At 32.6% G+C, this 26,403-nt stretch carries 29 protein-coding genes; 22 read left to right on the top strand and 7 right to left on the bottom strand.

The window, feature by feature from the left end:
* Window positions 1-167 precede the first annotated feature (167 nt).
* Entirely contained in the window at window positions 168-1,496 is a 1,329-nt protein-coding gene (locus Q0935_RS06160) for an aspartate kinase (RefSeq protein WP_299383417.1), read from the bottom strand.
* 103 nt (window positions 1,497-1,599) lie between these two features.
* Here Q0935_RS06160 and Q0935_RS06155 point away from each other — a divergent pair, with 103 nt between their 5' ends.
* The 10 genes from Q0935_RS06155 (at window position 1,600) to Q0935_RS06110 (ending at window position 8,546) form a co-directional block, all read left to right on the top strand.
* The gene (locus Q0935_RS06155; protein ID WP_299383414.1) at window positions 1,600-2,250 is read left to right on the top strand and encodes a hypothetical protein; all 651 of its coding nucleotides are present in this window, start codon (window positions 1,600-1,602) and stop codon (window positions 2,248-2,250) included.
* A 122-nt stretch (window positions 2,251-2,372) separates the two neighbouring features.
* Window positions 2,373-2,936 (top strand): TetR/AcrR family transcriptional regulator, encoded by a 564-nt coding sequence (locus Q0935_RS06150; RefSeq protein WP_299383411.1) that lies wholly within the window; start codon window positions 2,373-2,375, stop codon window positions 2,934-2,936.
* A gap of 74 nt (window positions 2,937-3,010) precedes the next feature.
* Entirely contained in the window at window positions 3,011-3,559 is a 549-nt protein-coding gene (locus Q0935_RS06145; RefSeq protein WP_299383407.1) for a carboxymuconolactone decarboxylase family protein, read from the top strand.
* 88 nt (window positions 3,560-3,647) lie between these two features.
* A complete protein-coding gene (locus Q0935_RS06140) occupies window positions 3,648-3,962 on the top strand; it encodes an EthD family reductase (protein WP_299383404.1) in 315 nt (104 codons plus the stop codon).
* A gap of 24 nt (window positions 3,963-3,986) precedes the next feature.
* A complete protein-coding gene (locus Q0935_RS06135; RefSeq protein ID WP_299383399.1) occupies window positions 3,987-4,658 on the top strand; it encodes a hypothetical protein in 672 nt (223 codons plus the stop codon).
* Between the two features lie 51 nt (window positions 4,659-4,709).
* Window positions 4,710-5,366: a DsbA family oxidoreductase gene (locus Q0935_RS06130; RefSeq protein WP_055436346.1), complete on the top strand. Its 657-nt coding sequence runs from the start codon at window positions 4,710-4,712 to the stop codon at window positions 5,364-5,366.
* Window positions 5,367-5,449: 83 nt separating this feature from the next.
* Window positions 5,450-6,526, top strand: a complete 1,077-nt coding sequence (locus tag Q0935_RS06125; protein ID WP_299383392.1) for an L-dopachrome tautomerase-related protein — start codon at window positions 5,450-5,452, stop codon at window positions 6,524-6,526.
* A gap of 126 nt (window positions 6,527-6,652) precedes the next feature.
* Complete coding sequence (locus Q0935_RS06120; protein WP_299383389.1) at window positions 6,653-7,336, top strand: haloacid dehalogenase type II; 684 nt, start codon at window positions 6,653-6,655, stop codon at window positions 7,334-7,336.
* An 8-nt stretch (window positions 7,337-7,344) separates the two neighbouring features.
* Window positions 7,345-7,989: a DsbA family oxidoreductase gene (locus Q0935_RS06115; RefSeq protein ID WP_299383387.1), complete on the top strand. Its 645-nt coding sequence runs from the start codon at window positions 7,345-7,347 to the stop codon at window positions 7,987-7,989.
* 158 nt (window positions 7,990-8,147) lie between these two features.
* Window positions 8,148-8,546 (top strand): hypothetical protein, encoded by a 399-nt coding sequence (locus Q0935_RS06110; RefSeq protein ID WP_299383384.1) that lies wholly within the window; start codon window positions 8,148-8,150, stop codon window positions 8,544-8,546.
* 190 nt (window positions 8,547-8,736) lie between these two features.
* On the opposite strand, the gene Q0935_RS06105 is transcribed toward Q0935_RS06110, so the two are convergent.
* From Q0935_RS06105 to Q0935_RS06085, 5 genes are all read right to left on the bottom strand, one after another.
* Window positions 8,737-9,117 (bottom strand): cupredoxin domain-containing protein, encoded by a 381-nt coding sequence (locus Q0935_RS06105; RefSeq protein ID WP_299250207.1) that lies wholly within the window; start codon window positions 9,115-9,117, stop codon window positions 8,737-8,739.
* 133 nt (window positions 9,118-9,250) lie between these two features.
* Window positions 9,251-9,808 carry a carboxymuconolactone decarboxylase family protein gene (locus tag Q0935_RS06100; protein WP_299383380.1) on the bottom strand — a complete coding sequence of 186 codons (558 nt, stop codon included), beginning with the start codon at window positions 9,806-9,808 and terminating at the stop codon, window positions 9,251-9,253.
* Window positions 9,809-10,077: 269 nt separating this feature from the next.
* On the bottom strand, window positions 10,078-10,407 hold the full coding sequence (trxA, locus tag Q0935_RS06095) for a thioredoxin (protein WP_299383376.1): 330 nt from the start codon (window positions 10,405-10,407) through the stop codon (window positions 10,078-10,080).
* Window positions 10,408-10,776: 369 nt separating this feature from the next.
* Window positions 10,777-11,616 (bottom strand): helix-turn-helix domain-containing protein, encoded by an 840-nt coding sequence (locus Q0935_RS06090; RefSeq protein WP_299383372.1) that lies wholly within the window; start codon window positions 11,614-11,616, stop codon window positions 10,777-10,779.
* A gap of 4 nt (window positions 11,617-11,620) precedes the next feature.
* Window positions 11,621-12,910, bottom strand: coding sequence for a branched-chain amino acid transport system II carrier protein (locus Q0935_RS06085; RefSeq protein WP_299383370.1), 1,290 nt, complete (start codon window positions 12,908-12,910; stop codon window positions 11,621-11,623).
* Window positions 12,911-12,946: 36 nt separating this feature from the next.
* Here Q0935_RS06085 and Q0935_RS06080 point away from each other — a divergent pair, with 36 nt between their 5' ends.
* Window positions 12,947-13,726: an alpha/beta hydrolase gene (locus Q0935_RS06080; RefSeq protein ID WP_299383367.1), complete on the top strand. Its 780-nt coding sequence runs from the start codon at window positions 12,947-12,949 to the stop codon at window positions 13,724-13,726.
* 82 nt (window positions 13,727-13,808) lie between these two features.
* The gene (locus Q0935_RS06075; protein WP_299250221.1) at window positions 13,809-14,045 is read left to right on the top strand and encodes a hypothetical protein; all 237 of its coding nucleotides are present in this window, start codon (window positions 13,809-13,811) and stop codon (window positions 14,043-14,045) included.
* On the opposite strand, the gene thiL is transcribed toward Q0935_RS06075, so the two are convergent.
* A complete protein-coding gene (thiL, locus tag Q0935_RS06070) occupies window positions 14,042-15,088 on the bottom strand; it encodes a thiamine-phosphate kinase (protein WP_299250223.1) in 1,047 nt (348 codons plus the stop codon). The two genes, Q0935_RS06075 and thiL, sit on opposite strands and share 4 nt — an antisense overlap.
* A gap of 251 nt (window positions 15,089-15,339) precedes the next feature.
* Between thiL and Q0935_RS06065 the strand changes: the two genes are divergently transcribed.
* The 10 genes from Q0935_RS06065 to Q0935_RS06020 all read left to right on the top strand — a co-directional run bounded on the left by Q0935_RS06065 (window position 15,340) and on the right by Q0935_RS06020 (window position 26,387).
* Window positions 15,340-17,019, top strand: coding sequence for a choice-of-anchor B family protein (locus Q0935_RS06065; RefSeq protein ID WP_299383361.1), 1,680 nt, complete (start codon window positions 15,340-15,342; stop codon window positions 17,017-17,019).
* 10 nt (window positions 17,020-17,029) lie between these two features.
* Window positions 17,030-18,373 (top strand): hypothetical protein, encoded by a 1,344-nt coding sequence (locus Q0935_RS06060; protein ID WP_299383358.1) that lies wholly within the window; start codon window positions 17,030-17,032, stop codon window positions 18,371-18,373.
* 11 nt (window positions 18,374-18,384) lie between these two features.
* Window positions 18,385-19,176 (top strand): MbnP family protein, encoded by a 792-nt coding sequence (locus Q0935_RS06055; protein ID WP_299383354.1) that lies wholly within the window; start codon window positions 18,385-18,387, stop codon window positions 19,174-19,176.
* A 1-nt stretch (window position 19,177) separates the two neighbouring features.
* Window positions 19,178-20,236, top strand: a complete 1,059-nt coding sequence (locus Q0935_RS06050; RefSeq protein ID WP_299383351.1) for a cytochrome c peroxidase — start codon at window positions 19,178-19,180, stop codon at window positions 20,234-20,236.
* A gap of 130 nt (window positions 20,237-20,366) precedes the next feature.
* A complete protein-coding gene (locus tag Q0935_RS06045; RefSeq protein ID WP_299383349.1) occupies window positions 20,367-20,696 on the top strand; it encodes an iron-sulfur cluster assembly accessory protein in 330 nt (109 codons plus the stop codon).
* A gap of 19 nt (window positions 20,697-20,715) precedes the next feature.
* Window positions 20,716-22,164 (top strand): Fe-S cluster assembly protein SufB, encoded by a 1,449-nt coding sequence (gene sufB / locus Q0935_RS06040; RefSeq protein ID WP_299383346.1) that lies wholly within the window; start codon window positions 20,716-20,718, stop codon window positions 22,162-22,164.
* Window positions 22,165-22,255: 91 nt separating this feature from the next.
* Entirely contained in the window at window positions 22,256-22,681 is a 426-nt protein-coding gene (locus Q0935_RS06035) for a hypothetical protein (RefSeq protein WP_299383343.1), read from the top strand.
* Window positions 22,682-22,685: 4 nt separating this feature from the next.
* Entirely contained in the window at window positions 22,686-23,438 is a 753-nt protein-coding gene (gene sufC, locus Q0935_RS06030) for a Fe-S cluster assembly ATPase SufC (protein ID WP_299383339.1), read from the top strand.
* Window positions 23,439-23,610: 172 nt separating this feature from the next.
* Complete coding sequence (gene sufD, locus Q0935_RS06025; protein ID WP_299250240.1) at window positions 23,611-24,924, top strand: Fe-S cluster assembly protein SufD; 1,314 nt, start codon at window positions 23,611-23,613, stop codon at window positions 24,922-24,924.
* Window positions 24,925-25,172: 248 nt separating this feature from the next.
* Window positions 25,173-26,387, top strand: coding sequence for an aminotransferase class V-fold PLP-dependent enzyme (locus tag Q0935_RS06020; protein WP_299383335.1), 1,215 nt, complete (start codon window positions 25,173-25,175; stop codon window positions 26,385-26,387).
* Window positions 26,388-26,403 lie beyond the last annotated feature (16 nt).

Raw genomic sequence — 26,403 nt, 5'->3', positions numbered from 1 at the left:
AACACACTCCATTATCCAATGGATTTTGCAAAAATACAAAAAAAATATTAAATAAAAAATAATCACTCAAAAAAAGTGATTATTTTTTTTTAAATCCTATGTTTATTCGAAAACTATTTCGTCGTCATCAAGACAAAAATCATTATAAAAAAATTGCATTTTTCTTATTAAACTAAAACACCGCTATTCTCAAAAATGTAACGTTGTAGTTTCTTTAGTGTTTCAATTTTATCACTAGTATTTATTAATAGAGAAATATTATTATTACTTCCTCCGTAAGAGATCATTCTCACACTAACATCTTGTAAAATCTGGAATAAGTTAGGCGTATCTGTATGGAAAATTATTTCATTTCCAACCAAACATACAATACTCATAAAATTGTCTACCTCAACTACTGCAAACTTATTTAACTCCTCTACAATAGCTTCTAAATATGTAGTATCGTCTATTGTTAAAGACACTGCAATTTCCGATGTTGTAATCATGTCTATAGACGTTTCGTAACGCTCGAAAATCTCAAAAACTTTCTTTAAAAAACCATGAGCCAGTAACATTCTAGCAGACTTGATTTTAATAGCTGTAATACCATCTTTTGCCGCTATTGCCTTAATACCTTCACCATGTATTTGGTTTGTAATTAACGTGCCGTAAGACTCTGGAGACATCGTGTTTTTTAAGCGCACAGGAATATCTAGAGCTCTAACAGGCATAACCGTTTGTGGATGCAATATTTTAGCTCCAAAATAAGCCAACTCTGCAGACTCATCGAAAGAGAGGTTAGAAATGGCTTTTGTATTATCTACAAAACGAGGATCGTTATTATGGAAACCATCAATGTCTGTCCAAATTTGTACTTCTTCAGCTTTTAAAATAGCACCAATTATGGTTGCGGTATAATCGCTTCCGCCACGTTGTAAATTAGCAATACTACCTTCGGCATCACGACTAATAAAACCTTGGGTAATGTAGATATCTGCATTTGGTGCTTCGGCCATGATTCTGTTTAGATTCTGCTGAATGTAAAAGTTATCAGGTTCGTTAGTTTTATCAATTCGCATAAAATCTAAAGCAGGTAATAATGCTGCATTTATGCCTTCCTGTTGTAAATAATGACTAAAAATATATGTAGACAATAATTCGCCTTGAGCAACAATTTGGTTATACATTAAAGTATCAAATCGCTTATTTACCAATGCCTCTAACGTATTAAACACATCGTTTACATAAACAAAAACGGTTTTGTACAATTCTTGATTTGTAATAAAGCTTTTTATGGTGGTATTATAATTGTTTCTAAGTGCATCGATAACAATTAAAGCTTCGTCTACATTTCCATTTTTTATGTATTCCGAAATTTTAACCAATGCATTTGTAGTGCCTGACATTGCAGATAATACAACTACTTTTTTTTGACCATCGTTGATAATGTTTTTAACATTAATCATATTTTCTATTGTTCCAACAGATGTACCTCCAAATTTTAATACTAACATTTCTTTTCAATTTTATGGTGCTAAGCTAATTCGGAAGCTTCTAACAGCCATAAAAATAAAAAAATTATTCTATTTTTACACAAATTGTTAAATAGTTAACAAAATGAAAACAATAGCAACCTGCGTAGAAGAGATATTAGTTACACAGCCTTTTCTTGAAGAAGCTTTATCGCGAAGCATTATTAATTTCTCGGCTTTAGCCGAAGAACTACAAGCGCCTATTGGTGCTATGTTAAGAAAACCAGTTAAAACTGGAGCGATAATGATGGCTTTACGTCGTTACAATCCGCCAAAAGATTTAAGACATTCTAATCAGTTAAAATCCGTTTTAAAAAACTTAGGAGACATAACTGTGCGTTCTAATTTGGTTGATTTTACTTTTAAAAACTCTAAAACACTTATTAATAGTCATACTAAGCTTTTAGAAACCATAGATAGTAATGCTTTTTATGGCTTTTCTCGTGGTATTTATGAAAGTAATATGGTGATTTCAGCTTCCGAAAAAATAAAGACACAAACACATTTTAAAAACGAAGAAATGATTGGTTTACATGAAAACCTATCTGCTATAAGTATTAAATTGCCAGAAAACAATTCTAAAATATCGGGCTTGTATTACCAAATATTTAAGCGTTTTGCTTGGGAAGGCATTTCTTTATACGAAGTTATTTCTACTACAAATGAGTTTACTGTTTTAGTGGAAGACAACAATGTAGACAAGGCATTCTCGGCTATAAAAAAACTAAATAATTAAAATATACTCTTCTAAAATTCAGGATTTAAATATAAATAAATGTTAAAATATTTTTTATATCTAAACGATTGGTTAGTTTTGTCCTGTAATTAGAAATGAGTTCTGTTTTTACAGAAAGAAAGATGGCAAGAAAAAAAGAATATAACGAACATGAAGTAGTAGAAAAAGCAATGCACCTTTTTTGGCGCAATGGTTATGAAACTACATCTATGCAAATGCTTGAAAAAGAAATGGGCATTAACAAGTTCTCTATATATTCTAGTTTTGGTAACAAACACGGTTTATTTCTTGAAAGCTTAAAAAACTATAAAAAGAAAGTAAATCTTATTTTTGAAAAGTTTAAAAATGCCGATAATGGTGTTGAAGATATTAAACAATTCTTTTACGATTCTATAAGTTCAAATTTCAAAAAAGATGGCGAGAAAGGTTGTTTATTAACAAACACTTATAATGAGTTTTCAGACAATGAAGATGAATTAATAAGGGAACACATGAATACTTTTATGGATAATCTTAAACTATCATTTATAGAAAAATTACAAAAGGATGGCACTAGAGATGAAGCAACAGTAATAAAACAAGCTAATTATTTATTATTAGCAAAGCATGGCTTAGCTGCCGCAGCTAGAGTAAACACTCCTAAAGAAATTGAAGATTATATTGAAATGACTTTTGTAAACATTTAAACCTTTTTTTTACAAAATAACTAAACGAACGTTTAGATAAAATTAACATAAATATTAAATTAAAAAGAAAAATTATGACAACATTAAAAGTTCACAACATCGAAACAGCACCAGCAGAAAGTAAACCACTTTTAGAGAATTCTCAAAAAGCATTTGGAATGGTACCTGGTTTACACGGTGTATTAGCTGGAGCTCCAAAAACATTAGAAGCTTACCAAGTATTACATAAATTATTTACAGAGACTTCATTTAATGCTGAAGAGTTAACTGTAGTATGGCAAACAATAAATGTAGAACATGCCTGTCATTACTGCGTACCTGCACATACAGGAATTGCAAAAATGATGAAAGTTGATGATGCTATTACTGAAGCATTACGTAACGAAACACCTCTTGAAGATTCTAAATTAGAAGCTTTACGTACATTTACTTTAACTGTAGTTCGTAATCGTGGTCACGTTTCTCAAGAAGATTTAACTGCTTTTTATGGCGCTGGTTACGGTGAGCAACAAGTACTAGAAATTATTTTAGCTTTATCTCAAAAAGTAATTAGTAACTACACAAATCATATTGCAAATACACCTGTAGATGCACCTTTTCAAGCTTTTGCTTGGGAAAAATAAAATGTAGTCCCTTTAACTACAGATTAATAGCTGTAAACCTTCCTCCTATTCCGAGGAAGGTTTATTAATTATCAAATAAAAATAAATTATGATAAAAGTATCCGTAATGTATCCAAACAGTAAAGATGTACAGTTTGATGCAGACTATTATAAAACAAAACATTTACCAATGATTATTGATGCGCTTGGTAGTGCTTTAAAAGGTTTAGAATTAGATTTAGGATTGGCTAGCAGAGCTCCGGGAGAGTCTGCACCTTACGTAGCCATTGCACATTTAAAATTTGATAGCGTAGCCGCTTTTCAAGAGTCTTTTGGACCTCATGCCGAAACCTTTGCTGCAGATGTAGAAAACTACAGTACCGTACAAGGCGTACTTCAAATTAGTGAATTGATTACTTTTTAAAACAGAAACATAAACGGTGTTTTAATGAGAATTAAAGAGGAAACTATAACACATATAGCAGAAAAGAGCTTCCCAACAGTTTTTAGAACTACTACTGAGGCTCTTGGCTTTATGCATTTGGTTTTCAACAAAAAAGAAATAACACCATATCAATTTAGGTCTATTATGATAGATCTAAAAAAAGAATTATCAAAACTTAGTATTTCAAAATTCAACAAAAAACTAAGTTATCATTGGCTTGTACGTTTTGACCAACAAGTAAATACTCCTTTTCACGTAGACAATGCTACAGAGCAATCTATATTAATGCTGGGTTACGAACCTAGTGATATTAAAAGTGAATTGCACTTGGCAGATTATCATGCCTACGCTAATAAAGCATATAAGACACCTGAAGATTATTTTAATAAATTTACACCTGTTTATAATGGTGACGAGGACGTATTAAAACCTTTCATTTCAAAAATAAAATCTGTAGATAACAATCATTATTCTATTGTTATAATTAACAATAGTAGCCCAAAAACTAATGCAGATACGTTAGGTCTATTTCATAAAGCTTTAATTATGAAAGAGGATTTAAGCAAAAGTAGAATCGTTAATTCTATGGTTTTAAATCTTGTGTCCACAGATACAATTACAGAAGATCAACAAAAAGAAAACAACTTTCTAAACACTAATCTAATCAGTAAATAAGTGGATTAGCGTTATGGAAATCAATATAAAATTCAATTAAAAAATAAAGTTATGGCTAATAAATTAAAAATAGATATTGTTTCAGATGTTGTATGTCCTTGGTGTACTATTGGATACAAACGTTTAGAAAAAGCAATCCAAGAACTTGGTATTGAAGATCAAATTGATTTAGAATGGCAACCGTTTGAATTAAATCCAAATATGCCTGCTGAAGGTCAAAATGTAAACGAGCATATTACCGAAAAATACGGTTCTACTACAGAACAACAAAATGAATCGAAGCAAATGATGACGGAAGCTGGTGAGGAATTAGGTTTTAAATTCGATTATTTTGATGACATGCGCATGGTAAACACTTTTGATGCACACGTTTTATTAGAATATGCTAAAGATTTCGGAAAGCAAACCGAATTAAAAATGGCTTTGACTAAAGCATTTTTTAGCGATAGAAAGGATGTATCTAAAAAAGATATTTTAAAAGAAACTCTTTTAAGTGTTGGTTTAAATGCGGACGAAGCCTTAGCCAAATTAGATAGTGAAGATGCACGCTTAGAAGTAAGAACCAAACAAGACTATTGGAAAAATATGGGTGTAAACTCTGTTCCAACTATTGTTTTTAATCGTAAAAGCGCTGTAACAGGAGCGCAACCTGTAGATACTTTTAAGCAAGTTTTAAATGAATTAATTAAAGAACAACAATCGGTTTAATTACAGCACGTGCTGAACCTTTAGAAATATTATCTGCTTTACGTAAATTAAACTAATGTATTTTTATTAAGAAAAACATAGCAATGAAAAATTTTAGTTACATCATTATCCTTTCTATTTTATTTATTTCTTGTAAAGAAAAAACAGAAAATAAAGTGGTAACTACACCTGTTACGGTACAAACAGAAACTCCAAAAGTCACTCAAATAAATGCTTTTAAAGGACAACAAGTCACTGGAGTCTCGGTGAGTAATGAAGGTCGTATTTTTATAAATTTCCCAAGATGGAGAAAAGGCGTTAAGAATTCTGTAGCAGAAATAACAAATAATACAAACACTGCTTTTCCAAATGAAGATTGGAACTCTTGGGAAATAGGAAACAAAATAGAAGCCAATAAATTTGTTGGTGTACAGTCTGTTGTTGTTTACAACCAACTTATCTATGTTTTAGATACTAGAAGCGCACTTTTTCAAGAAGTTTTAGATGCACCTAGAATTTTTGTTTTTAATATAAATACAAAAGAACTAGAGCATACCTATATTTTAAATGAAGATGCTTATCACCCTAATTCTTATATCAACGATTTACGTCTTGATAAAAAGAACAACAAAATCTACTTTACAGATTCTGGTAATTCTGGATTAGTAATTTTAGATTTAAAAACTGAAAAGTTTACAAGAGTTTTAGACAACCATTCTTCTACAGCAGCAGAAGTCGATTTTTTAACTTTTGAGAATAAAACATGGACGAATTCTGTAAATTCGGATGGAATTGCCTTAGATACCAAGAATAACAAACTATACTACCATGCCCTTTCAGGCTATAGTTTATTTAGTATACCAACAAAAGCACTGACTTTAGAAGATGAAAAAGAGATTGAAAAAGCTGTAACTTTTGAAGCTAAAACGTCTGCACCCGACGGAATGATTTTTGACGAAAACGGAAACTTATATTTTGCAGATTTAGAACACAATAAAATTATGTGTCGCAAACCAGATGGTAACATACACACTTTAATTGAAGGTGATGGCATAAAATGGGCAGACACCTTTAGCATATACAACGGTTATTTATATTTTACTAACTCTAGAATTAATGAGGTAACAGCAGATATTTCTAACATGGAGTTCACCGTGAATAAAATTGCATTAGCAAATTAGTTTTTAATGCTTCATGAAGCAAATGAACTAAAATATTATAAATCAAATTTCGAAATTTCGAGAAAAAAAACAGATTGATTTTATCAGTCTGTTTTTTTAATTATAAACATTACATATCTTCATAAAATGAAAATCAAACCTAAAGTACTATTCTTCGATGTAAACGAAACGTTATTAGATTTAACTATAATGAAAAAGCAAGTTGGTGACGCTTTAGGCGGAAAAGACGATTTGTTATCCTTGTGGTTCACAACTATGTTGCAATACTCGTTAGTGGTTTCTGCAAGCGGACAGTACAAAACATTTGGCCATGTTGGTGCTGCTGCTTTACAAATGGTTGCTGCAAATAATGGAATTACAATTGCCGAGGATAAGGCGCGAGATATTATAGTTAATGCCATGCAAAATTTACCACCACATCCAGAAATTAAAGATGCTTTAACATTACTTAAAAAAGAAGGATATACTTTGGTAGCACTAACTAATTCTAATAAAGAAAGCTTAAAAAACAAATTTAAAAACGTTGGTTTAACAACTTATTTTGATGAGCTATTAAGTATTGAATCTGTTGGTAAATTTAAACCTTTTACCGATGTTTATAATTGGGCAGCCCATAAAATGAACGCAAAACCAGAAGAGTGTATGCTAATTGCAGCACACGGCTGGGATGTTGCTGGTGCGCTTTGGGCTGGCTGGAGAGCTGCTTTTGTAAGCAGACCTGGACAACAAATATTTCCATTAGCGCCAAAAACAGAAATTGAAGAATCAGACTTAAAAAAAGTAGCAGATATTCTTGTTACCTATAAATAAATTGTAAAATGAAAGAAAAATTAAAAATAGATATCGTTTCAGATGTTGTTTGCCCATGGTGTACCATTGGATATAAGCGTTTAGAAAAAGCAATACAAGAACTTGGTGTTCAAGATCAAGTAGAAATAGAATGGCAACCGTTTGAATTAAATCCAAACATGCCTGCCGAAGGACAGAATGTAGACGAGCATATTACAGAAAAATATGGATCTACTCCAGAGCAGCAAAAGGAATCTAAACAACACATGACCGAAGCTGGAGAAGAGCTTGGTTTTACCTTCGATTATTTTGATGAGATGCGTATGGTAAATACTTTTGAAGCTCATATTTTATTAGACTATGCTAAAGCATTCGATAAGCAAACCGAATTAAAAATGACTTTAACAAAAGCATTTTTTAGTGATCGTAAAGATGTTTCTAAAAGAGACATTTTAAAAGAAGCTTTAGAAACTGTTGGTTTAAATGCTGAAGAAGGTTTAACTAAGTTAGATAACGAAGAAGCACAAAAAGAAGTAAGAAGTAAACAAAACTATTGGAAAAGTTTAGGTGTAAACTCTGTACCAACTATTGTTTTTAATAGAAAAAGTGCAGTAACTGGTGCACAACCTGTAGATACTTTTAAGCAAGTACTTTCAGAATTAATTACTGAATAAAGTTATTGCTTTAGCAGTTTAATTATTAAAAAACTCGCCTTGACTTTGTCAAAAAAACCGCTAACTTCGTTTATCGTGTGATAAAAAACATTGGCAATAATTTGTAACAATATTTAATTTCAGACTACTAACTAGTCATTATCACTAAATCAAAAAAAATGAACACAAAAGTATTAATGACTTCAAGTGCCTTATTCTTGGCTATTATTGGAATCCTTCTTTCTTTTTTACCATATGAAATAGTGGATTATCTAAATGTTGAATCAAATATTATTACAATACTCTTTGTGAAAATATTGAGTGCATTATACTTGGGTTTTGGAATTTTAAATGGGATGGCAAAAGGAACGCTAATTGGAGGAATTTATAATAGACCCATTGTTATTGGAAATCTAATGCATTTTGGAGTTGGAGCAATTGCATTAGTTAAAGTTGTTTCTAATATCCAAACGCATTCAGAAATTATTATTTCACTCACAGTAATCTATGTGATTTTTACGATACTTTTTGCCTATGTCTTTAGAACAAATCCAACTAAAACAGAAAATAAGAAATAAAAAAATATTGCAACACTGTCTATAAAAAATGCTTCTTTTAGTGCTTAACCAAAAGGAAAGTACGTGTTTGCTTTCTTCCGATTTTCGTTCCGAAAATCCTCACTTTTCATACACGAAACCGATAAACAAAACAAACAAAAAGCGAGCCTTATATAAGGCTCGCTTTTTTACTTAAAAACTAAATAATTAACTACTCTACTACTAAAGTATACTGTGGTGTTTTGTTAAAAGGACAGAAATATGTGTATGTTCCTTTTGTAAGTGTTACTTCTTTTGAAGATTCTGTTTTACCATGCTTTACCATTTGAGATACATAAGCGTCTGCAATATGGTTTTTAGCATCTGCTCCATCTTTACCAGCTTCAATTAATACTAAACCTACCTCTGGTGCTGCATTTGTGTTTGTTACATTAAACACGTAAGTACCTTCAGATACTGTTAATGCTTTTTGTGTAAACTCTCCAGCTGTTTGCTCTAATGAGATTGTTTTTACTGCTTTACTCATTTTGTCTTGTGCTCCAGATACAAATGTGAAGGCTACTAAAAATACTGCTAATACTAAATTTTTCATAATGTGATTTGTTTTAATTTATTTGTTATTGTTTAATTCTATTTTGTTTGTTTGAGTTGAGATTTCGCAAAATATCAAGAGTTTCTCGATACGCTTTTTTCATGCTTCAAAAACCACTCGAAATGACACGTTATTATTGTGCTCCTGCAAACTTTCCTGCTTCTACAGATGGGAAATCCACTTCTGTTTCTGCAATATGGTTTACATAGTTTGTTAATGTGTTAGACACTACATTAAGTACAATTTCTAATATTTCACCATCGTTAAAACCGGCAGCTTTTACTTCGCTAATTGCTTCTGTAGATACTTGTCCGCGATTTAAGGTTACAGCCTGTGCAAATTGTAATCCTGCTTGTGCTTTGTCGTCGTTTGCAAAACCTTTACGGCTTTGTTCTGTTTGCTCTTCTGTTAAGCCATTCATTTTACCAATAGCTGTGTGCGCAGATAAACAGTAGTTACATGAGTTTGTTTCGGCAATTGCTAATGCTAATTGCTCACGGTATTTGTTTGTAAATTCTCCGCTTGCTGTTAATTCTCCTAAACTTAAATACGTTTGTAATGTTGCTGGAGAATTACCAAATACTTTAATAAGGTTTGGTATAAAACCTAACTTCTTTTGTACTGCGTTAAATAACTCTTTTGCTTTTCCTGTTGTTGTTTCTGGATCTAATGTTTTTATTCTTGTGCTCATTGTTTTTGTTTTTATGTTTTTCGCTTTCGCGGAAATACTATTTATGTTTGTTTGTTGTTTTTTCTATTACTTAGAACATTCGCATAATTGTTGTTCTGCGTTTTGCTCATCGTATGTTTGGTATCCCCAACAATTTGGACATTGTTTGTTTTCTGTTGTTTTCATAATTGGTTTGTTTATTAGGTTACTAATTAATTACACTGCAAAGATGCGACGAGAACTTGCCTTTAAAAATGGACAAAAGTTCCTTATGCATGGACAGCCCGTTTTTATTGGGCTACAGCCACTTCTAACTCGTCTATTTTTAATCTAAGCTCTCTTTCTGTTATTAAGCCTGTGTGTTTACCTACTACTTTTCCTTCTTGAAAAAACACAAGTGTTGGAATACTTCTTACATTAAAGTATGCTGCTAAATCTTTATTTTGATCTACGTTTACTTTTTTAATAATAACATCGTCGTTTAATTCTTCGGCTAATTTGTGAATGGTTGGCAATAATGTTTGACACGGTCCACACCAGTCTGCATAAAAATCTAATACTACTTTTTTATTATTTAGTACTGTGCTTTTAAAGTCTGCTTGATTTAGTTGAATCTCCATATGTTCTATAATTTTTGTGTTGTTGTTTTAATTATAGTGCAAAGATGCTCTGTAAGTACCTAGTAATAAATAGACAAAGGTTCCTTATGCTTGGACTTACCTGTTTTTATTGAGTTTTATTGGGTTTCGAACCGGTAATTATAGCGTGAAGGATGGAAGTGGCATCCTTTTTTTTTAAGAAATACCATTAATAGAAAGGTAATCGTATTGCATTGGAAAGCTGCTAAAATAGATTCAGCTTGAAAAAAAAGATATAACGTACAGCCTGACCAAAACTTGGCCTTTTGCGAGTTTTGGGCACGCCATTAAAATTTTACAAATCAGGATGAGATTACCACATCTTGCATAAAAGCAAGATTTGTAATGACGCTAATAGTCTTTTCTAAATTGTAATGGTGACTTTGTGGTTGCTTTGGTAAAAAAACGGCTGAAGTATGCCGAGTCATTAAAACCAAGGTCGTAAGCAATTTGTTTTACGGCTTCGTCTGTATAGATAAGTTGGCGCTTTGCTTCTAGTACAATTCGGTTTTTAATGAAATCGCTTGGTGTTTCTGCACCTACTTTTTGAAAGTTTTTGGTCAACGATTTTGGTGATACTGCTAACCTATTTGCATAGTCTGTTACAGAGTGCAGCGTTTTATAGTTTTGCTCTACTAGTGTGCTAAAGTCTTTAAAGAGCTTCGTTTCTATGTCGGTTTTTATGGGATGATGTTCTTTTTGTATGCGTACCGAATGGATAATAAATTGCTTTAAATAGGTTTGCAACATATCGTACTGGGCGGTTTCGGTGTTTTTGAATTCCTCGATAAGGCTTTCTAATATAAAACTAAGCTTTTTAGTATCGTTTTCGCATGGTTTTACAAAAGGTGTTTCGTAGACATTATTAAAGAGCACACCGTTACAGGCGACTTCTTTATCGTGTGTTTGTATGCAATAGAAGTCTTTAACAAAGGTGATTTTATAGGCTTCTTTTATTTTTTCGGAATCTACAGAGAATACTTGACCAGGTGATAGAAAGAACAATACATTCTCTTTAAAAGAGTAGCTTTTAAAATCTATGTTATAGGTACCTACTCCTTCTTTAATCCAATAAATGCTATAGGCATCTACTTGCTCTGGTTTATTAACTACGCAGGCTTTTTCGAATTGCACTACGCTTAACGAAAAAAGATCTTTATAGGTGTGTAATGATATGTCTTGTATTGCCATTGGTTTACGCGCTAATAGTTTTATTAGTCGTAAAATTTTTAATATTTAACACTATAAATATAATTATTGCCGGTATTAACCATCCTAAATTTTGATTTGCCAACGGAATAAAGGATTTAACACCTGTTAAATTGCCTTCTGGTAATAAAAATCCTAAGAAATCTGGAATACTAAATAAAACAGTTACCAATGCAACACCTTTAAAAACTGCAGACGATGCATATTTTTCTGGCATTACATTTAAAAGTATCAATACAATAGTAATTGGATAAATAAACATTAACGCTGGTACAGCTACAACTATAATATAACTCACATCAAACTGTCCAACAAACACACCTAGTAAACACGAAATAACTGCTGTTACAGTATACACTGTTTGTGAGTTTTTAAAAAGGCCTTTGAAAAAATCTGCTGTACCCACAATTACTGAAGTTGCTGTTGTAAAACAAGCTAAAGCGATTAATACACTTAAAAACACATTACCAATGTTTCCTAAGGTTTTAATACTTAAGCCTGTTAGTAATTCTGGTCTAGAAATTGAAGCATCAAACTCTGTATTATGTAATGCTCCAACAGCTATCATTCCTGTATATATTATAAATAACCCAATGGCTGCTACTAATCCTGATTTTGCAATGATTGCTTTTTTGTCTTCAAAGGAAACGCCTCCTTCTAAATTAAGAGATATTATTACTACTCCGCCTATTACTACACCTCCAAGTGCATCATAAGTTTGGTAACCTTCAAGCAATCCTGCTATTAAAGCTGGAGATTCTAAAACTGAAGGATTCATACTTTCTGGAGAAGAGAAAAGTCCGATTCCTATTATAGCCAAAAGAATTAAAACAATTAAAGGTGTAAGGAATTTTCCTAAAATACTAAGTATGCGATCTCTTTTCATAATAAAGATAAAAGCAATACCAAAATAAATAGAACTTGTTAATAAGGACGATGTATCGAAAAAAGGCTGAATTGCCATTTCATGTGTTACTGCTGCTGTTCTTGGTATTGGTAGCGTTATAGCAATAATGTATACACTTAAGCAATATATTAAACTAAACAATGGTGATACCTTTTTACCAAAGTCTAACATTGTACCTTGTAATCTTGCATGGCCAAACAAAGCTAAAAGTGGTATTACTATAGCTGAAGCAATAAAACCAAGTGTTACAAGCCACCAATCTGGCCCAGAATTGAAACCCAATTGTGGTGGTAATATTAAATTTCCTGCTCCAAAATAGCTTGCGAAAATAGCGAAGCCAATTATTAATATTGTTTTATTATTATTCATTGCATAAAATTATCTTTGACCAATATACTTTAAAAAATGATTTTAGATTATAAAGGTGTTCCCATTTTTTATTCAGATTCTGGTAAAGGACAAGTAATTGTATTGTTACATGGCTTTCTAGAAGACAATTCTATGTGGAATAATATAACACCAGAACTTATTAAAAAGAACAGAGTTATTGCTATAGACCTTTTAGGACATGGAAAAACAGGTTGTTTAGGCTACGTCCACACAATGGAAGATATGGCTGAAGCTGTTTCTGCTGTTTTAAAACATTTAAAACTTAGAAAATATATTTTTATTGGTCATTCTATGGGTGGCTATGTTGCTTTAGCCTTTGCTAAATTATTTCCAGAAAGCATTAAAGGTTTATGTTTATTGAATTCCACATACGAAGAAGATGATAAGGAACGTAAACAATTAAGAGCTCGTGCCAATAAAATGGTACAAACCAATTACGAAAACATGGTACGCATGAGTTTTGCAAATTTATTCAGTGCCGAAAGTAAGATTACCAATGCTGTAGCTTACAATTCTGCTTTAAAAACGGCTTTAAAAACACCAGTTCAAGGTTACATGGCAGCGAATGAAGGCATGCGATTACGTGAAGACGCTTCTAGTTTCTTTGCTAACGCTTCCTTTAAAAAAATTGTTTTATTAGGTGAAAAAGACACGATTTTAAATACTGAAAACATGCTTATATTCACTAATAAACACGCTATTGAAACGCATGTTTTTTCTGAAGGACACATGAGTCATATAGAAAATGAAAATGCTTTAATCAAAAAAATTATGCATTTCGTCGAAAAAAGATAACGTTTCAACGAGCGTCTGTAGTTTTTGTTTATATTTAACTTCTTAAAAATCAACATTAAGAGTATAAACTAACAACCAATCTATGTTTTGCAGACTATTAGGCCATAAATACGAAGTTTCTAGAAGTGTTACTTATTACGTAAAAGAATATAAATGTCGTAAATGCAATAAGCAGCTAACTACAAATAGCAAAGGACATTTAGTTGAACTTACTCCAAAATACAAAGAGATAAACTCTATTTTATCTAAAATACACAACAAAAAAAAAGCAAAACTTCGTAGAGAAGAATTGCTTATTGCTTATAAAATGACCTCTTAACTAGAGAAGTTTTTCCAGCCTTGAGCTGTAATAGGTATTTTAGTTTCTGCTCTTGTAACTAGATTTGCACCTGCATTTTCTTCGGTTATAAAACCAATAACTGTTAAATTAGGATTTGCTTTAATTTTAGGAAAATCTTCTTGAGAAACTGTCATCAACAGCTCATAATCTTCACCTCCATTTAATGCTACTGTTGTACTGTCTATGTTAAATTCTTCGCAAGTTGAAATTACTTGAGGATCTAAAGGAATTTTATCTTCATATAAATCGCATCCTACACCACTTGCTTTACAAATGTGTAAAATCTCTGAAGACAAACCATCGCTAACATCAATCATAGATGTTGGCTTTACGTCTAAATCTTTAAGTAACTTAACAATATCTTGCCTTGCTTCAGGCTTTAATTGGCGCTCCATTACATAAGTGTAAGCATCCAGATCTGGTTGATTCTGTGGGTTTACTTTAAACACTTCCTTTTCACGTTCTAAAATTTGAAGTCCCATATAAGCGCCTCCTAAATCACCAGTAACAACTAATAAATCATTTGGTTTTGCTCCTTTTCTATATACTACATCTTCGGCATTAACTTCGCCAATAGCAGTTACAGAAATTATTAATCCAGAAGTTGAAGATGTTGTATCTCCACCAACAACATCTACATTATATATTTTTGATGCTAAAGTAATCCCTTCATATATAGCCTCTAACGCTTCTAAAGGAAAACGGTTAGAAACAGCTATAGATATTGTTACCTGGGTTGCTTTGGCGTTCATGGCATAAACATCAGATAGGTTTACAATCACTGCCTTATAACCTAAGTGTTTTAAAGGCACATAACTTAAATCGAAATGAACACCTTCAACAAGCATATCTGTAGTTACTACAATTTGCTTGTTTTCAAAATTTAAAACAGCTGCATCATCTCCAATACTAGTTATAGTAGATTCGTGCTTTATCTCAAATTGCTTTGTAAGATGATCTATTAGTCCAAATTCACCTAATTCACTTAATGGTGTACGTGCTTGATTTTTATCTTCTATCATATTGCAAAAATAAGAAGATGAATTAATAATTAATACAAATTAACTTTTAATTGTTTATATAATAGTAAGCAGATTTTAACAATACACAGGTTATTAATCCGTTTATATAAAGCTAAATAAGGCAAAACCAACACAATGCCTTTTTAACGTTACAAATCAGCGTTTTATCGTTTTTTTTCTTAGTTTTGGTTTTGAAACTAATCACCTATTAGTGCTAAAAACAAATAAGCCCTAAAATAAAATTATTAAAAATGAAAATCATAAAAAAGAGTACTTCACTTCTACTATTTTGCTTAATAATGGCATTTACTTTTAATAATTGCTCTAATGAAACCACAAACAATACTCCTGCTGCAGACACAGATGGAGATGGTGTTCCTGATGCAACAGATAACTGTTTAGAAATAGCAAATGCAGATCAAGCAGACTTAGATGGTAATGGTGTTGGCGATGTTTGTGACCCAGATGGCGATCAAGATGGTATTATTGATGCTTTAGATAACTGTCCATTTTTCTCAAATCCTGACCAAACAGACACAGATGGAGATGGTATTGGTGATGCTTGTGAACAAGATGAAGATGAAGATGGTATTCCTGATGATGTTGATAACTGTTCATCTATTTCTAATTCAGATCAATTAGATACAGATCAAGATGGAATTGGTAACGCTTGTGATGCAGATAATGATAACGATGGTATTGATGATATCATAGATAACTGTCCTTTAACAGCAAATCCTGATCAAGCAGATACAGATGGAGACGGTATTGGCGATATCTGTGACTTCAACGCTCTTTTTCCATGCGAAAATGGAATGGCTGGAGACTACCCATGTAATGGAATAGATTTATTATCTGTAATTGATTTACAAACTTTAGGAGGTAGCGCAAATAGTGAAGGAAGTGATATTTGGGGATGGACAGACCCAACAAACAATAGCGAGTATGCTATTATTGCTCTATCAAACGCTACGGCTTTTGTGGACGTTACAGATGCTACAAATCCACTATTTTTAGGAAGATTAAATTCTAATGCAGGATCAAATGCTTGGAGAGATGTTAAAGTCTATAATAATCATGCTTTTATTGTTGCCGATAATGTAGGAGCGCATGGTATGCAAGTTTTCGATTTAACGAGATTAAGAAACGTAACAAATGCACCAGAAACTTTTACTGCTGATGCTATATATACAGGAGTTGGAAGCTGCCATAACATTGTAATAAATGAAAATGAAGGTGTAGCCTATTTGGTAGGTTGTAACTCTACAAATGGTGGAGGACCAGTATTTGTTGATATTACGAACCCAATTAACCCAACATTTTTAGGCGATTATACTGCTGGAGGATACTCTCATGATGCACAAGTAGTTACATACAATGGTCCAGATACAGATTATACTGGAAGACAAATTTACGTTGGAAGTAATGGTAATACAGATAAAGTTGTAATTCTAGATGTTACAGATAAAAATGATGTAGTACCAATTAGCGAATTTACATATCCACAAACAGCATACGCACATCAAGGTTGGTTTACAGAAGACCAAGCTTATTTTATTTTAGGTGATGAGGTAGACGAACAGAGCTTTGGTTTTAATACTAAAACTTTGGTTTTCGATTTTACAGATTTAGACAATCCTTCTTTATCTTCATCTTATTTTGGGCCAACTGCAGCAATCGATCACAATGGTTATGTAAAAGGAAATGAATACTACTTAGCTAATTATAGAGCTGGATTAAGAATATTAGATATTTCAAATATTTCTTCAGCAACTAATGCAATGACAGAAACTGCTTTTTTCGATACATTCCCGTCTAGTAACAGTGCTAATTTTAATGGTGTGTGGAGTGTTTACCCTTATTTTGCTAGTGGAAATATTATTATTAGCGATATTGAAGGTGGCTTATTTGTGGTTAGAAAAAGTAATTAACACTATTTAAATGAAAAGCAAAAGCGCTTTGTTACTCTATTTTTTTGTTTTTGCAATTGTAATAAGTTGTAAAATCGATGACGACAATATTGAAAGTAATACTATTTCACCTTCTGGACTGGTATCATCTGTAAAAACTTACGGTGGTTCTAAAAACGACAGCGCTCAAGAAATTGTAAGTACTAACGATGGTGGCTATGCCGTTATTGGTTTCACCCAAAGTATGGATGGAGACATCACAGACAAGCAAAACGAAAGTTTTAATTTCTGGGTTTTAAAGCTTAATGAAGAAAACGAAATACAATGGAATAAAACCTATGGCGGTACTGGAGATGATAAAGGACAAGACATTATACAAACCATAGATGGTGGATATGCTGTTTTAGGATCAACTTTTAGTAACGATGGTGATGTTTCTAATAATAGTGGACAAAACGATTATTGGCTAGCAAAACTAGATGCTTCTGGTAATATTACTTGGCAAAAATCTTTTGGATACCAAGGTGCAGATTATGGTATATCTGTAATTCAAACTAACGATACTGGCTATTTAGTAACTGGTGTTTTAGATGTTACAGGCTCTAATGGACAAGGCGACACCTCAAGATCTAGTAACAAACATGCCGGTGGAGATTATTGGGCAATAAAACTAGATGCTTCTGGAAATACAGAATGGAGTAAATATTATGGTGGGTTATTAACAGACACTCCAGCAGGTGTAGTGCAAACTGATGATAACGGCTACATATTGGTTGGAGGAACAGACAGTATGGATACCGATATTTCTAGCAACATTGGATCTTACGATTTCTGGGCGGTTAAAATCTCGGAAACGGGCGCAATTATTTGGGAAAAATCTTTTGGAGGAGACGAAATAGACGAAGCTTGGTCGATTGTAAAATCTGGAGACGGAAACTTTTTAATTGCGGGAGACACTAGAAGTAACGATGTCGATATTTCTAATAATATTGGAGCCGCAGATATTTGGCTAATTAAAATTTCTCCTTTAGGCGAATTGCTTTGGGAAAAAACCTTAGGAGGTACAAATTTTGATGCCGCAAGAGACATTACAGCAACTCAAGATGGTGGTTTTTTAATTGCTGGAAGCTCTAGAAGTAATGATGTTGATGTTTCAAAAAACAAAGGTCAAAACGATGCTTGGGCTATAAAAATAAATAGCACTGGTGCTATAGAATGGGAAACATCTATTGGTGGAACAAACATAGATTTTGCCTACGCAATCACAGAATTAAATAATAAAAAAATAGTCGTGGTAGGAGACACTTACAGCAACGATATAGATATTACAGAAAACAAAGGATTCTCAGATTTACTGATAATCAATATTGATTAAAATAAAAAACAATGAAAAGAATTTTTGCCTTATTAGTTTTTACTGCTATCACTTTAACATCATGTGGAGAAGATTTAGATGATAATTTAGTTGCAAAAACAGAAGTAGAAACAACATTTAACTTCACACATAATTGGGATGATACTGCAGTAACAAATTCAGATTTTAATACTGTTCAATACACCAATGCTAATGGAGAAATGCTTAGCATAGAAAAACTACGATATTTAATATCTGATATTACTTTTTCTCGCGAAGGTGAAGAAGATATTGTTTTAGATATTTATAATTTGGTTGATGTTACCAATAACAACAATTTATCTTTTACTCCAGAAACAAAAATACCTACAGGAACTTATACAAATGTTTCTTTTACTTTTGGTTTTGATGCAGAAGACAATGTTGATGGCGCTTATTTAGATTTAAATTCTGAATCTTGGGCTGTACCAAACACACCAATGTTAGGAAGTGTTGGCGGTTACCATTATATGCAATTAGAAGGTAAGTTTACAAATAGTACAACACCAGAAACTGGTTATGCATACCACACAATTAGAGCTGCCGATGGTAGCACAACTCCACCTACAATACAAGAAACAGCTATAAATGTAGACTTAGGTCCTGTTGTAATAATTAACGATACTAGTTTTGAAATAAAAATGAATATTGCCGAATGGTTTAAAAACACATACCAATGGGATTTAACACAATGGAATAATATGTTAATGCCTAATTTTCAAGCACAATTAAAAATGAATGAAAATGGACAAAATGTTTTTAGCTTAGGAACAATTACACAATAAAATGAAAAATTGGTTCATATACATACTACTTATAATTTCTATTTCGGCTTGTACAAAAGACGAAATAGAAGTTTATGAACCTACTCCAATGCCACTATCTATTCCACAAATATTTTCACAAAATATAATTCCACCAGTAATACCAAATAACAATCCACAAACTGTTCAAGGTGTTGCTTTAGGTAAAAAATTGTTTTTCGACAAAAAACTTTCTGGAAACGAAACAATGGCCTGCGCAAGTTGCCATTCTCCACAAAATGCTTTTACCGACATCACTCCTACCAGTGTTGGTATAGACGGCACTTTTGGTTCAAGAAACTCTATGCCATTATTTAATTTAGCATGGAACTATGGCGAACGTTTTGCTTGGGATGGCAAAGAATTAAGTATCGAGCGCCAAGCTTTAGAACCTGTACAAAACCCAATAGAAATGCATAGTGAATGGGATGATGTGGTTAACAAACTACAATCGGATCCCGAATATCCAGAACTATTTCGCCTAGCATTTAAAACAACTACAATTACAAAAGAATTAACTACAAAGGCTATTGCACAATTTGAACGTACATTAATCTCTGCAAACTCAAAATTCGACCGCTATTCTTTAGGTCAAGCAACACTTACGGCTCAAGAAGAAAATGGTTTAAATGTTTTTTTAGATGAAACCAAAGGCGACTGCTTCCATTGCCATGGCAACCCAAATAATCCATTGTGGACAGACAATATTTTTCATAATAACGGATTAGACTCTAATTTCACAGACCTTGGTTTAGGCGGTGTAACAGGAGACACAAACGATAACGGAAAGTTTAAAAGTCCATCATTAAGAAATTTAGCTTACACTGCTCCATACATGCACGACGGTAGATTTAATACCATCGATGAGGTAATAGAGTTTTACAGCACAGGCTTACAAACATCGTCTACAGTAGATCCTTTAATGAAAAAAGTTACCCAAGGCGGTGTTAATCTTTCAGCTCAAGACAAAGCAGATTTAAAAGCTTTTCTACTAACATTATCAGACCCTTCATTTCTCACAAATCCTGACTTTCAGGAGTAAGCCCTTCCGAAGAAAACATTACATAGTATTTTACTATTAAACCATATGCTAATATAATGTTAGGTCTTATGGAAAAAACAGACCAATATTGTATCTTTGCAACCTATTTAGATAAACTCTATATAAGAATATGATAAAAGTTTCTGATACAGCTAAAAAGAAAGTCGTTGAATTAATGACTGACGATGGATTTAATCCAACAGTAGATTACGTCCGCGTTGGTGTTAAGAGTGGTGGCTGCTCTGGTTTATCTTACGATTTAAAGTTTGATAAAGCCAAAGAAGATGACGATAAAGTTTTTGAAGATAATGATGTAAAAATTATAGTCGACAAAAAGAGTTTTTTATACCTTATTGGTACAACTTTAGAATATTCTGGTGGATTAAACGGAACTGGTTTCGTATTTAATAATCCAAACGCTAACCGAACTTGTGGTTGCGGAGAATCATTCTCACTATAAAAAATTGAACGAACGCATTATGTCGAAATATACTGAAGACGATTTAAGAGAAGAACTAAAAACCAAAGAATACGAATATGGTTTTTTTACAGATATAGAATCTGAAACATTTCCTATTGGTTTAAACGAAGATATTGTTCGTGCTATTTCTAAGAAAAAGGAAGAGCCAGAATGGATGACGGAGTGGAGACTAGAAGCTTTTAAAGTTTGGAAAGCTATGGAAGAGCCAGATTGGGCTAATGTAAATTATACTAAGCCAGATTTTCAAGCCATTGCTTATTACTCTGCACCTGTTGCAGTAGATCCTAATAAAACATTAGACGATGTAGATCCAGATTTATTAGCAATGTATAAAAAGCTAGGAATTTCTGTAGACGAGCAAAAGAAAATGAATAACGTAGCAATGGATATTGTTGTCGATTCTGTTTCTGTAGCTACTACATTCAAGAAAACATTAGCAGAAAAAGGTATTATTTTTATGCCAATTTCTGAAGCAATACAAGAACATCCAGAACTCGTTAGAAAATACATTGGTACTATTGTACCAACTACAGATAACTTTTATGCCGCTTTAAATTCTGCGGTATTTAGTGATGGTTCTTTTTGTTACATCCCAAAAGGCGTAAAATGCCCAATGGAATTATCTACATATTTTAGAATTAACCAAGGTGGAACAGGACAATTTGAACGCACATTATTGGTTGCAGACGAAGGCAGTTATGTTTCTTACCTAGAAGGTTGTACAGCTCCAAGTAGAGATGAAAACCAATTGCATGCAGCAGTTGTAGAGCTTATTGCTCTTGACGATGCAGAAATAAAATATTCTACAGTACAAAACTGGTATCCAGGAAATGCTGAAGGATTAGGTGGTGTTTATAACTTTGTTACTAAACGTGGTTTATGCGAGAAAAACGCTAAAATCTCTTGGACACAAGTAGAAACAGGATCTGCAGTAACTTGGAAATATCCTTCTTGTATTTTAAAAGGAGACAACTCAGTAGGAGAATTTTATTCTATTGCAGTAACAAATAATCACCAACAAGCAGATACTGGAACTAAAATGATTCATTTGGGAAAAAACACCAAATCGACTATTATTTCTAAAGGTATTTCGGCAGGAAAATCGCAAAACTCATACAGAGGTTTAGTACATGTTAGTGCTCGTGCAGAAAACGCGCGTAACTTCTCGCAATGTGATAGTTTATTAATGGGTAACGAATGTGGAGCACACACTTTCCCATACATAGAAGCCAAAAACAAATCTGCAATGATTGAGCACGAAGCTACAACGAGTAAAATTGGTGAAGACCAAATTTTCTATTGTAATCAACGTGGTATAGATACAGAAAAAGCAATTGCATTAATTGTTAATGGTTTTAGTAAAGATGTACTAAATAAGTTACCAATGGAATTTGCTGTAGAAGCACAAAAATTATTAGAAATTAGCCTTGAAGGATCTGTAGGATAAACTTAATTTCCATGACAATGGAAGTTATAAAACTGAAAGCAATATAAATTGAAGTTTAATTAAAACATTTCTGCTTAAACAGAAAATGATCATGAAAAAAGCAATCTTACTATTAGTACTTATTATTAGCTTCTCTTCTTGTGAAGACTTTAAAAAAGGAGTTAAAGATGGTTATAACGATGCAACTGTTGATGCCGATGGCGTAGACAGAACTCAAGCAAAAGATGGATTAACAACCTTAAGTGGTGAATTCTCATACTATGCAGATGCAGCCGTTTTACAAGTAGGAAACAGTGCTATTTATGGTGTTGTATTAAACGAAAAAATGCACGAATTACATACTATGGGAAAACCATATAGAACAGAAGACACCGATGGTGTTCTTGTTCAAGTTCGTGGAAAAATTATACCTAAAGCAGAAGGCGAAGAAGGTTGGCCTTTTAATATTGACATTAAAGAAATTATTAGCGTAAAAGAACCTTCTGTAAAAAATGAGGTGATTAAAATTGGAAAATAAAACTATGTTACAAATAAAAGATTTACACGCAAGTGTTGAAGACAAATCGATTTTAAGAGGTATTAATCTTGAGGTAAAAGCCGGAGAAGTACATGCAATCATGGGACCAAATGGTTCTGGAAAAAGTACTTTAGCATCTGTTATCGCTGGAAAAGAAGAATATGAAGTAGAAAAAGGAGAAATTCTTTTAAATGGAGAAGATTTAGAAGACTTAGCTGCAGAAGACCGCGCACACAAAGGTATTTTCTTATCATTTCAATATCCTGTAGAAATTCCTGGTGTTTCTGTAACAAATTTTATAAAAACAGCAATTAATTCTACACGAAAAGCAAAAGGCTTAGCAGACATGCCTGCAAAAGATATGCTTAAAATGATTCGTGAGAAGTCTGAAATGCTAGAAATAGACCGTAAATTCTTATCACGTTCTTTAAACGTAGGTTTTTCAGGAGGAGAAAAGAAGCGTAACGAGATTTTTCAAATGGCAATGTTGGAACCAAAATTAGCGATCTTAGATGAGACTGATTCTGGTTTAGATATCGATGCCTTACGTATTGTTGCTAATGGTGTAAACAAATTAAAATCTAAGGACAATGCTGTAGTTTTAATTACACATTATCAACGTCTACTAGATTATATAAAGCCTGATTTTGTTCACGTTTTATATAATGGTCGTATTGTAAAATCTGGAGGTCCTGAATTAGCGCACGAATTAGAAGAAAAAGGTTACGACTGGATCAAGGAAGAAGTAGACGCTTAAAAAATGGTTGTAGTATTCAGTCATCGTTTGCAGTTGCAAACTACACTCTGATTACTCGATTTTTTAAGCTTTCAAAATGAACGATTTTGTCATTCCTGCGCAAGTAGGAATCCACAATATAAAGTTCTAGATAAATTAAAAAGATTCCTGCCTTCGTAGGAATGACAGAATTATGGATTTAAAAGAAAAATTAGTATCATCATTTTTAGCATTCGAAAACAATATCGATGTAGATTCGCCTGTTCACGACATTCGAAGTGAAGCTATAAAAGCTTTTGAAAATTCGGGTTTCCCTTCAAAAAAGGAAGAAGCTTGGAAATACACCTCTTTAAACAGTGTTTTAAAGCATGATTATAGTGTGTTCCCAAAACAAGAGAATGCGTTAGATTATAAAGATATCAAGAAGTATTTTTTACATGATATAGACACTTACAAAATTGTTTTTATCGATGGGAAATATTCATCTCATTTATCGCAAACAACTCATGATGGTATTGATGTATGTTTAATGTCTTCGGCTTTAGTTAAACCTAAATACAAAGCTGTTATTGATAACTATTTCAATAAAATAGCGCCTAAAGATAGCTTAACATCTCTAAACACTGCATTTTCTAACGAAGGTGCTTACATACATATTCCAAAAAATAAATTGGTAGAAAAGCCAATTCAAATTATACATTTTGCTACAGGAAACGAAGCTGCTTTAATGCTTCAACCAAGAAACTTAATTGTTGTAGACGAGAATTCTCATGTTCAAATTATAGAACGTCACCAGAGTTTAACAGACAATCCTGTTTTAACTAATAGTGTTACTGAGATTTATGCAGATAAGCGTTCTATTGTAGATTACTATAAAATTCAAAACGATAACAAAAATGCATCTTTAATAGATAGTACTTTTGTAGATCAAAAAGATCAAACTAACTGTTTTGTACATACATTCTCTTTTGGTGGTAAGTTAATTCGTAACAATCTTAACTTTTACCAAAATGGTGAACATATGGATTCTACAATGAAAGGAATCACTATTATTGGTGAGAAACAACACGTAGACCATAATACTTTAGTACACCACATAGAACCAAATTGCGAGAGTCACCAAGATTATAAAGGTATTTTCTCAGACAGTTCTACAGGTGTTTTTAACGGTAAAGTAGTTGTTGACAAATTAGCGCAGAAAACAAATGCATTTCAATCTAACAACAACATTTTATTAAGCGACAAAGCATCTATAAACACCAAACCTCAGCTTGAAATTTTTGCAGACGATGTAAAATGTTCTCACGGTTGTACTATTGGTCAACTAGACGAAAGTGCTTTGTTTTATATGAAACAACGTGGTATTCCAGAAAAAGAAGCAAGAGCTTTATTAATGTTTGCTTTTAGTAATAATGTTTTAAGCTCTGTAAAAATTCCAGAATTAAAACAACGTATTACTAAACTAATTGCTACTAAATTAGGCGTTAATATTGGTTTTGATTTATAAGCTTCTGTAAAACAGAAACTATATAATTCTAAAAATAAATAAAAACTGTTTCTAATATTTAGGAGCAGTTTTTTTATGCCTTTCACTTTAAACGATTATCCTTTTTAACCGAAATGTAAATTTTAAGACTCTACTCACGGTAATTGAGAAATGGAGTTTATAGATGAAAAACGTTTCGTATTTTTGTTTTCAACCTTTAGCCTTAGCTATTTGGGTGCCAAACAAGTAAAAACTCTACAGACAAACAGATGTTAGACGTAAATAAAATAAGAAAAGACTTCCCAATACTTAATCGTAAAGTAAACGGTAAACCTTTGGTGTATTTTGATAATGCTGCAACTTCGCAAACACCACAGCAAGTAATAGATGTAATAGTAGATTATTATAGTAACTACAATGCAAATATTCATAGAGGTGTTCACGCATTAAGTCAAGAAGCTACAGATAAATATGAAGCTGCTAGACATACTGTCCAAAATCATTTTAATGCAAAACATCCATACGAGATTATACTAACAGCTGGTACAACAGAAAGTATTAATCTAGTAGCACATGGTTTTGCTTCAATATTAAAAAAAGGTGACGAAGTTATTGTTTCAGCTTTAGAGCACCATAGTAATATTGTGCCTTGGCAAATGCTTTGCGAGAAAACTGGTGCTATATTAAAAGTAATACCAATGAACCAAGAGGGAGAATTGGTTATGGATAGTTATACTGAATTGCTCTCGGATAAAACAAAATTAGTTTTTGTAAATCATATTTCAAATGCATTAGGAACAGTAAATCCTATAGAAAAAATTATAGAGCAAGCTCACAAAGTTGGAGCAGCCGTTTTAATAGATGGCGCACAGGCTTGTCCGCATATTAAACCAGACGTTCAGGCATTAGATGTCGATTTCTATGTGGCTTCTGCACATAAAATTTGCGGCCCAACAGGTGTTGGCATGTTATACGGTAAAGAAGAATGGCTTACCAAGTTACCTCCATATCAAGGTGGTGGCGAGATGATAGATCAAGTAAGTTTCGAAAAAACAACCTACGCAGGTTTACCACATAAATTTGAAGCTGGAACACCAAACATTTGTGGAGGTATCGCTTTTGGTGCAGCCTTAGATTATATGAATGCTATAGGTTTTGATGCTATTGAAGCTTACGAAAAAGAACTTTTAGACTACGGAACAGAGAAACTTTTAGAGATTGAAAGTTTAAAAATATATGGTACATCTAAAAATAAAACCTCTGTAATTAGTTTTAATTTAGAAGGCATACATCCTTACGATATTGGTACACTATTAGACAAAATGGGAATTGCAGTAAGAACAGGTCATCATTGTGCACAACCTATAATGGCTTTTTTCAATATTCCTGGAACCGTTAGAGCCTCTTTTGCTTTTTACAACACAAAAGAAGAGATAGACACATTAGTAGCAGGCGTTAAAAAAGCAAAAATGATGCTTTCGTAAAGTTTGGCTTCTTTTT

Origin of the sequence: uncultured Lacinutrix sp. (assembly GCF_947500605.1) — a bacterium.
Taxonomy (GTDB): domain Bacteria; phylum Bacteroidota; class Bacteroidia; order Flavobacteriales; family Flavobacteriaceae; genus Lacinutrix.
This window is presented reverse-complemented; position numbering and strand designations above follow the sequence as displayed.

Excerpts from the sequence above, each read along its gene's own strand:
- Q0935_RS06160 (WP_299383417.1), bottom strand. The coding sequence starts at position 1,496 with ATGTTAGTATTAAAATTTGGAGGTACATCTGTTGGAACAATAGAAAAT.
- Q0935_RS06155 (WP_299383414.1), top strand. The coding sequence starts at position 1,600 with ATGAAAACAATAGCAACCTGCGTAGAAGAGATATTAGTTACACAGCCT.
- Q0935_RS06150 (WP_299383411.1), top strand. The coding sequence starts at position 2,373 with ATGGCAAGAAAAAAAGAATATAACGAACATGAAGTAGTAGAAAAAGCA.
- Q0935_RS06145 (WP_299383407.1), top strand. The coding sequence starts at position 3,011 with ATGACAACATTAAAAGTTCACAACATCGAAACAGCACCAGCAGAAAGT.
- Q0935_RS06140 (WP_299383404.1), top strand. The coding sequence starts at position 3,648 with ATGATAAAAGTATCCGTAATGTATCCAAACAGTAAAGATGTACAGTTT.
- Q0935_RS06135 (WP_299383399.1), top strand. The coding sequence starts at position 3,987 with ATGAGAATTAAAGAGGAAACTATAACACATATAGCAGAAAAGAGCTTC.
- Q0935_RS06130 (WP_055436346.1), top strand. The coding sequence starts at position 4,710 with ATGGCTAATAAATTAAAAATAGATATTGTTTCAGATGTTGTATGTCCT.
- Q0935_RS06125 (WP_299383392.1), top strand. The coding sequence starts at position 5,450 with ATGAAAAATTTTAGTTACATCATTATCCTTTCTATTTTATTTATTTCT.
- Q0935_RS06120 (WP_299383389.1), top strand. The coding sequence starts at position 6,653 with ATGAAAATCAAACCTAAAGTACTATTCTTCGATGTAAACGAAACGTTA.
- Q0935_RS06115 (WP_299383387.1), top strand. The coding sequence starts at position 7,345 with ATGAAAGAAAAATTAAAAATAGATATCGTTTCAGATGTTGTTTGCCCA.
- Q0935_RS06110 (WP_299383384.1), top strand. The coding sequence starts at position 8,148 with ATGAACACAAAAGTATTAATGACTTCAAGTGCCTTATTCTTGGCTATT.
- Q0935_RS06105 (WP_299250207.1), bottom strand. The coding sequence starts at position 9,117 with ATGAAAAATTTAGTATTAGCAGTATTTTTAGTAGCCTTCACATTTGTA.
- Q0935_RS06100 (WP_299383380.1), bottom strand. The coding sequence starts at position 9,808 with ATGAGCACAAGAATAAAAACATTAGATCCAGAAACAACAACAGGAAAA.
- trxA (WP_299383376.1), bottom strand. The coding sequence starts at position 10,407 with ATGGAGATTCAACTAAATCAAGCAGACTTTAAAAGCACAGTACTAAAT.
- Q0935_RS06090 (WP_299383372.1), bottom strand. The coding sequence starts at position 11,616 with ATGGCAATACAAGACATATCATTACACACCTATAAAGATCTTTTTTCG.
- Q0935_RS06085 (WP_299383370.1), bottom strand. The coding sequence starts at position 12,910 with ATGAATAATAATAAAACAATATTAATAATTGGCTTCGCTATTTTCGCA.
- Q0935_RS06080 (WP_299383367.1), top strand. The coding sequence starts at position 12,947 with ATGATTTTAGATTATAAAGGTGTTCCCATTTTTTATTCAGATTCTGGT.
- Q0935_RS06075 (WP_299250221.1), top strand. The coding sequence starts at position 13,809 with ATGTTTTGCAGACTATTAGGCCATAAATACGAAGTTTCTAGAAGTGTT.
- thiL (WP_299250223.1), bottom strand. The coding sequence starts at position 15,088 with ATGATAGAAGATAAAAATCAAGCACGTACACCATTAAGTGAATTAGGT.
- Q0935_RS06065 (WP_299383361.1), top strand. The coding sequence starts at position 15,340 with ATGAAAATCATAAAAAAGAGTACTTCACTTCTACTATTTTGCTTAATA.
- Q0935_RS06060 (WP_299383358.1), top strand. The coding sequence starts at position 17,030 with ATGAAAAGCAAAAGCGCTTTGTTACTCTATTTTTTTGTTTTTGCAATT.
- Q0935_RS06055 (WP_299383354.1), top strand. The coding sequence starts at position 18,385 with ATGAAAAGAATTTTTGCCTTATTAGTTTTTACTGCTATCACTTTAACA.
- Q0935_RS06050 (WP_299383351.1), top strand. The coding sequence starts at position 19,178 with ATGAAAAATTGGTTCATATACATACTACTTATAATTTCTATTTCGGCT.
- Q0935_RS06045 (WP_299383349.1), top strand. The coding sequence starts at position 20,367 with ATGATAAAAGTTTCTGATACAGCTAAAAAGAAAGTCGTTGAATTAATG.
- sufB (WP_299383346.1), top strand. The coding sequence starts at position 20,716 with ATGTCGAAATATACTGAAGACGATTTAAGAGAAGAACTAAAAACCAAA.
- Q0935_RS06035 (WP_299383343.1), top strand. The coding sequence starts at position 22,256 with ATGAAAAAAGCAATCTTACTATTAGTACTTATTATTAGCTTCTCTTCT.
- sufC (WP_299383339.1), top strand. The coding sequence starts at position 22,686 with ATGTTACAAATAAAAGATTTACACGCAAGTGTTGAAGACAAATCGATT.
- sufD (WP_299250240.1), top strand. The coding sequence starts at position 23,611 with ATGGATTTAAAAGAAAAATTAGTATCATCATTTTTAGCATTCGAAAAC.
- Q0935_RS06020 (WP_299383335.1), top strand. The coding sequence starts at position 25,173 with ATGTTAGACGTAAATAAAATAAGAAAAGACTTCCCAATACTTAATCGT.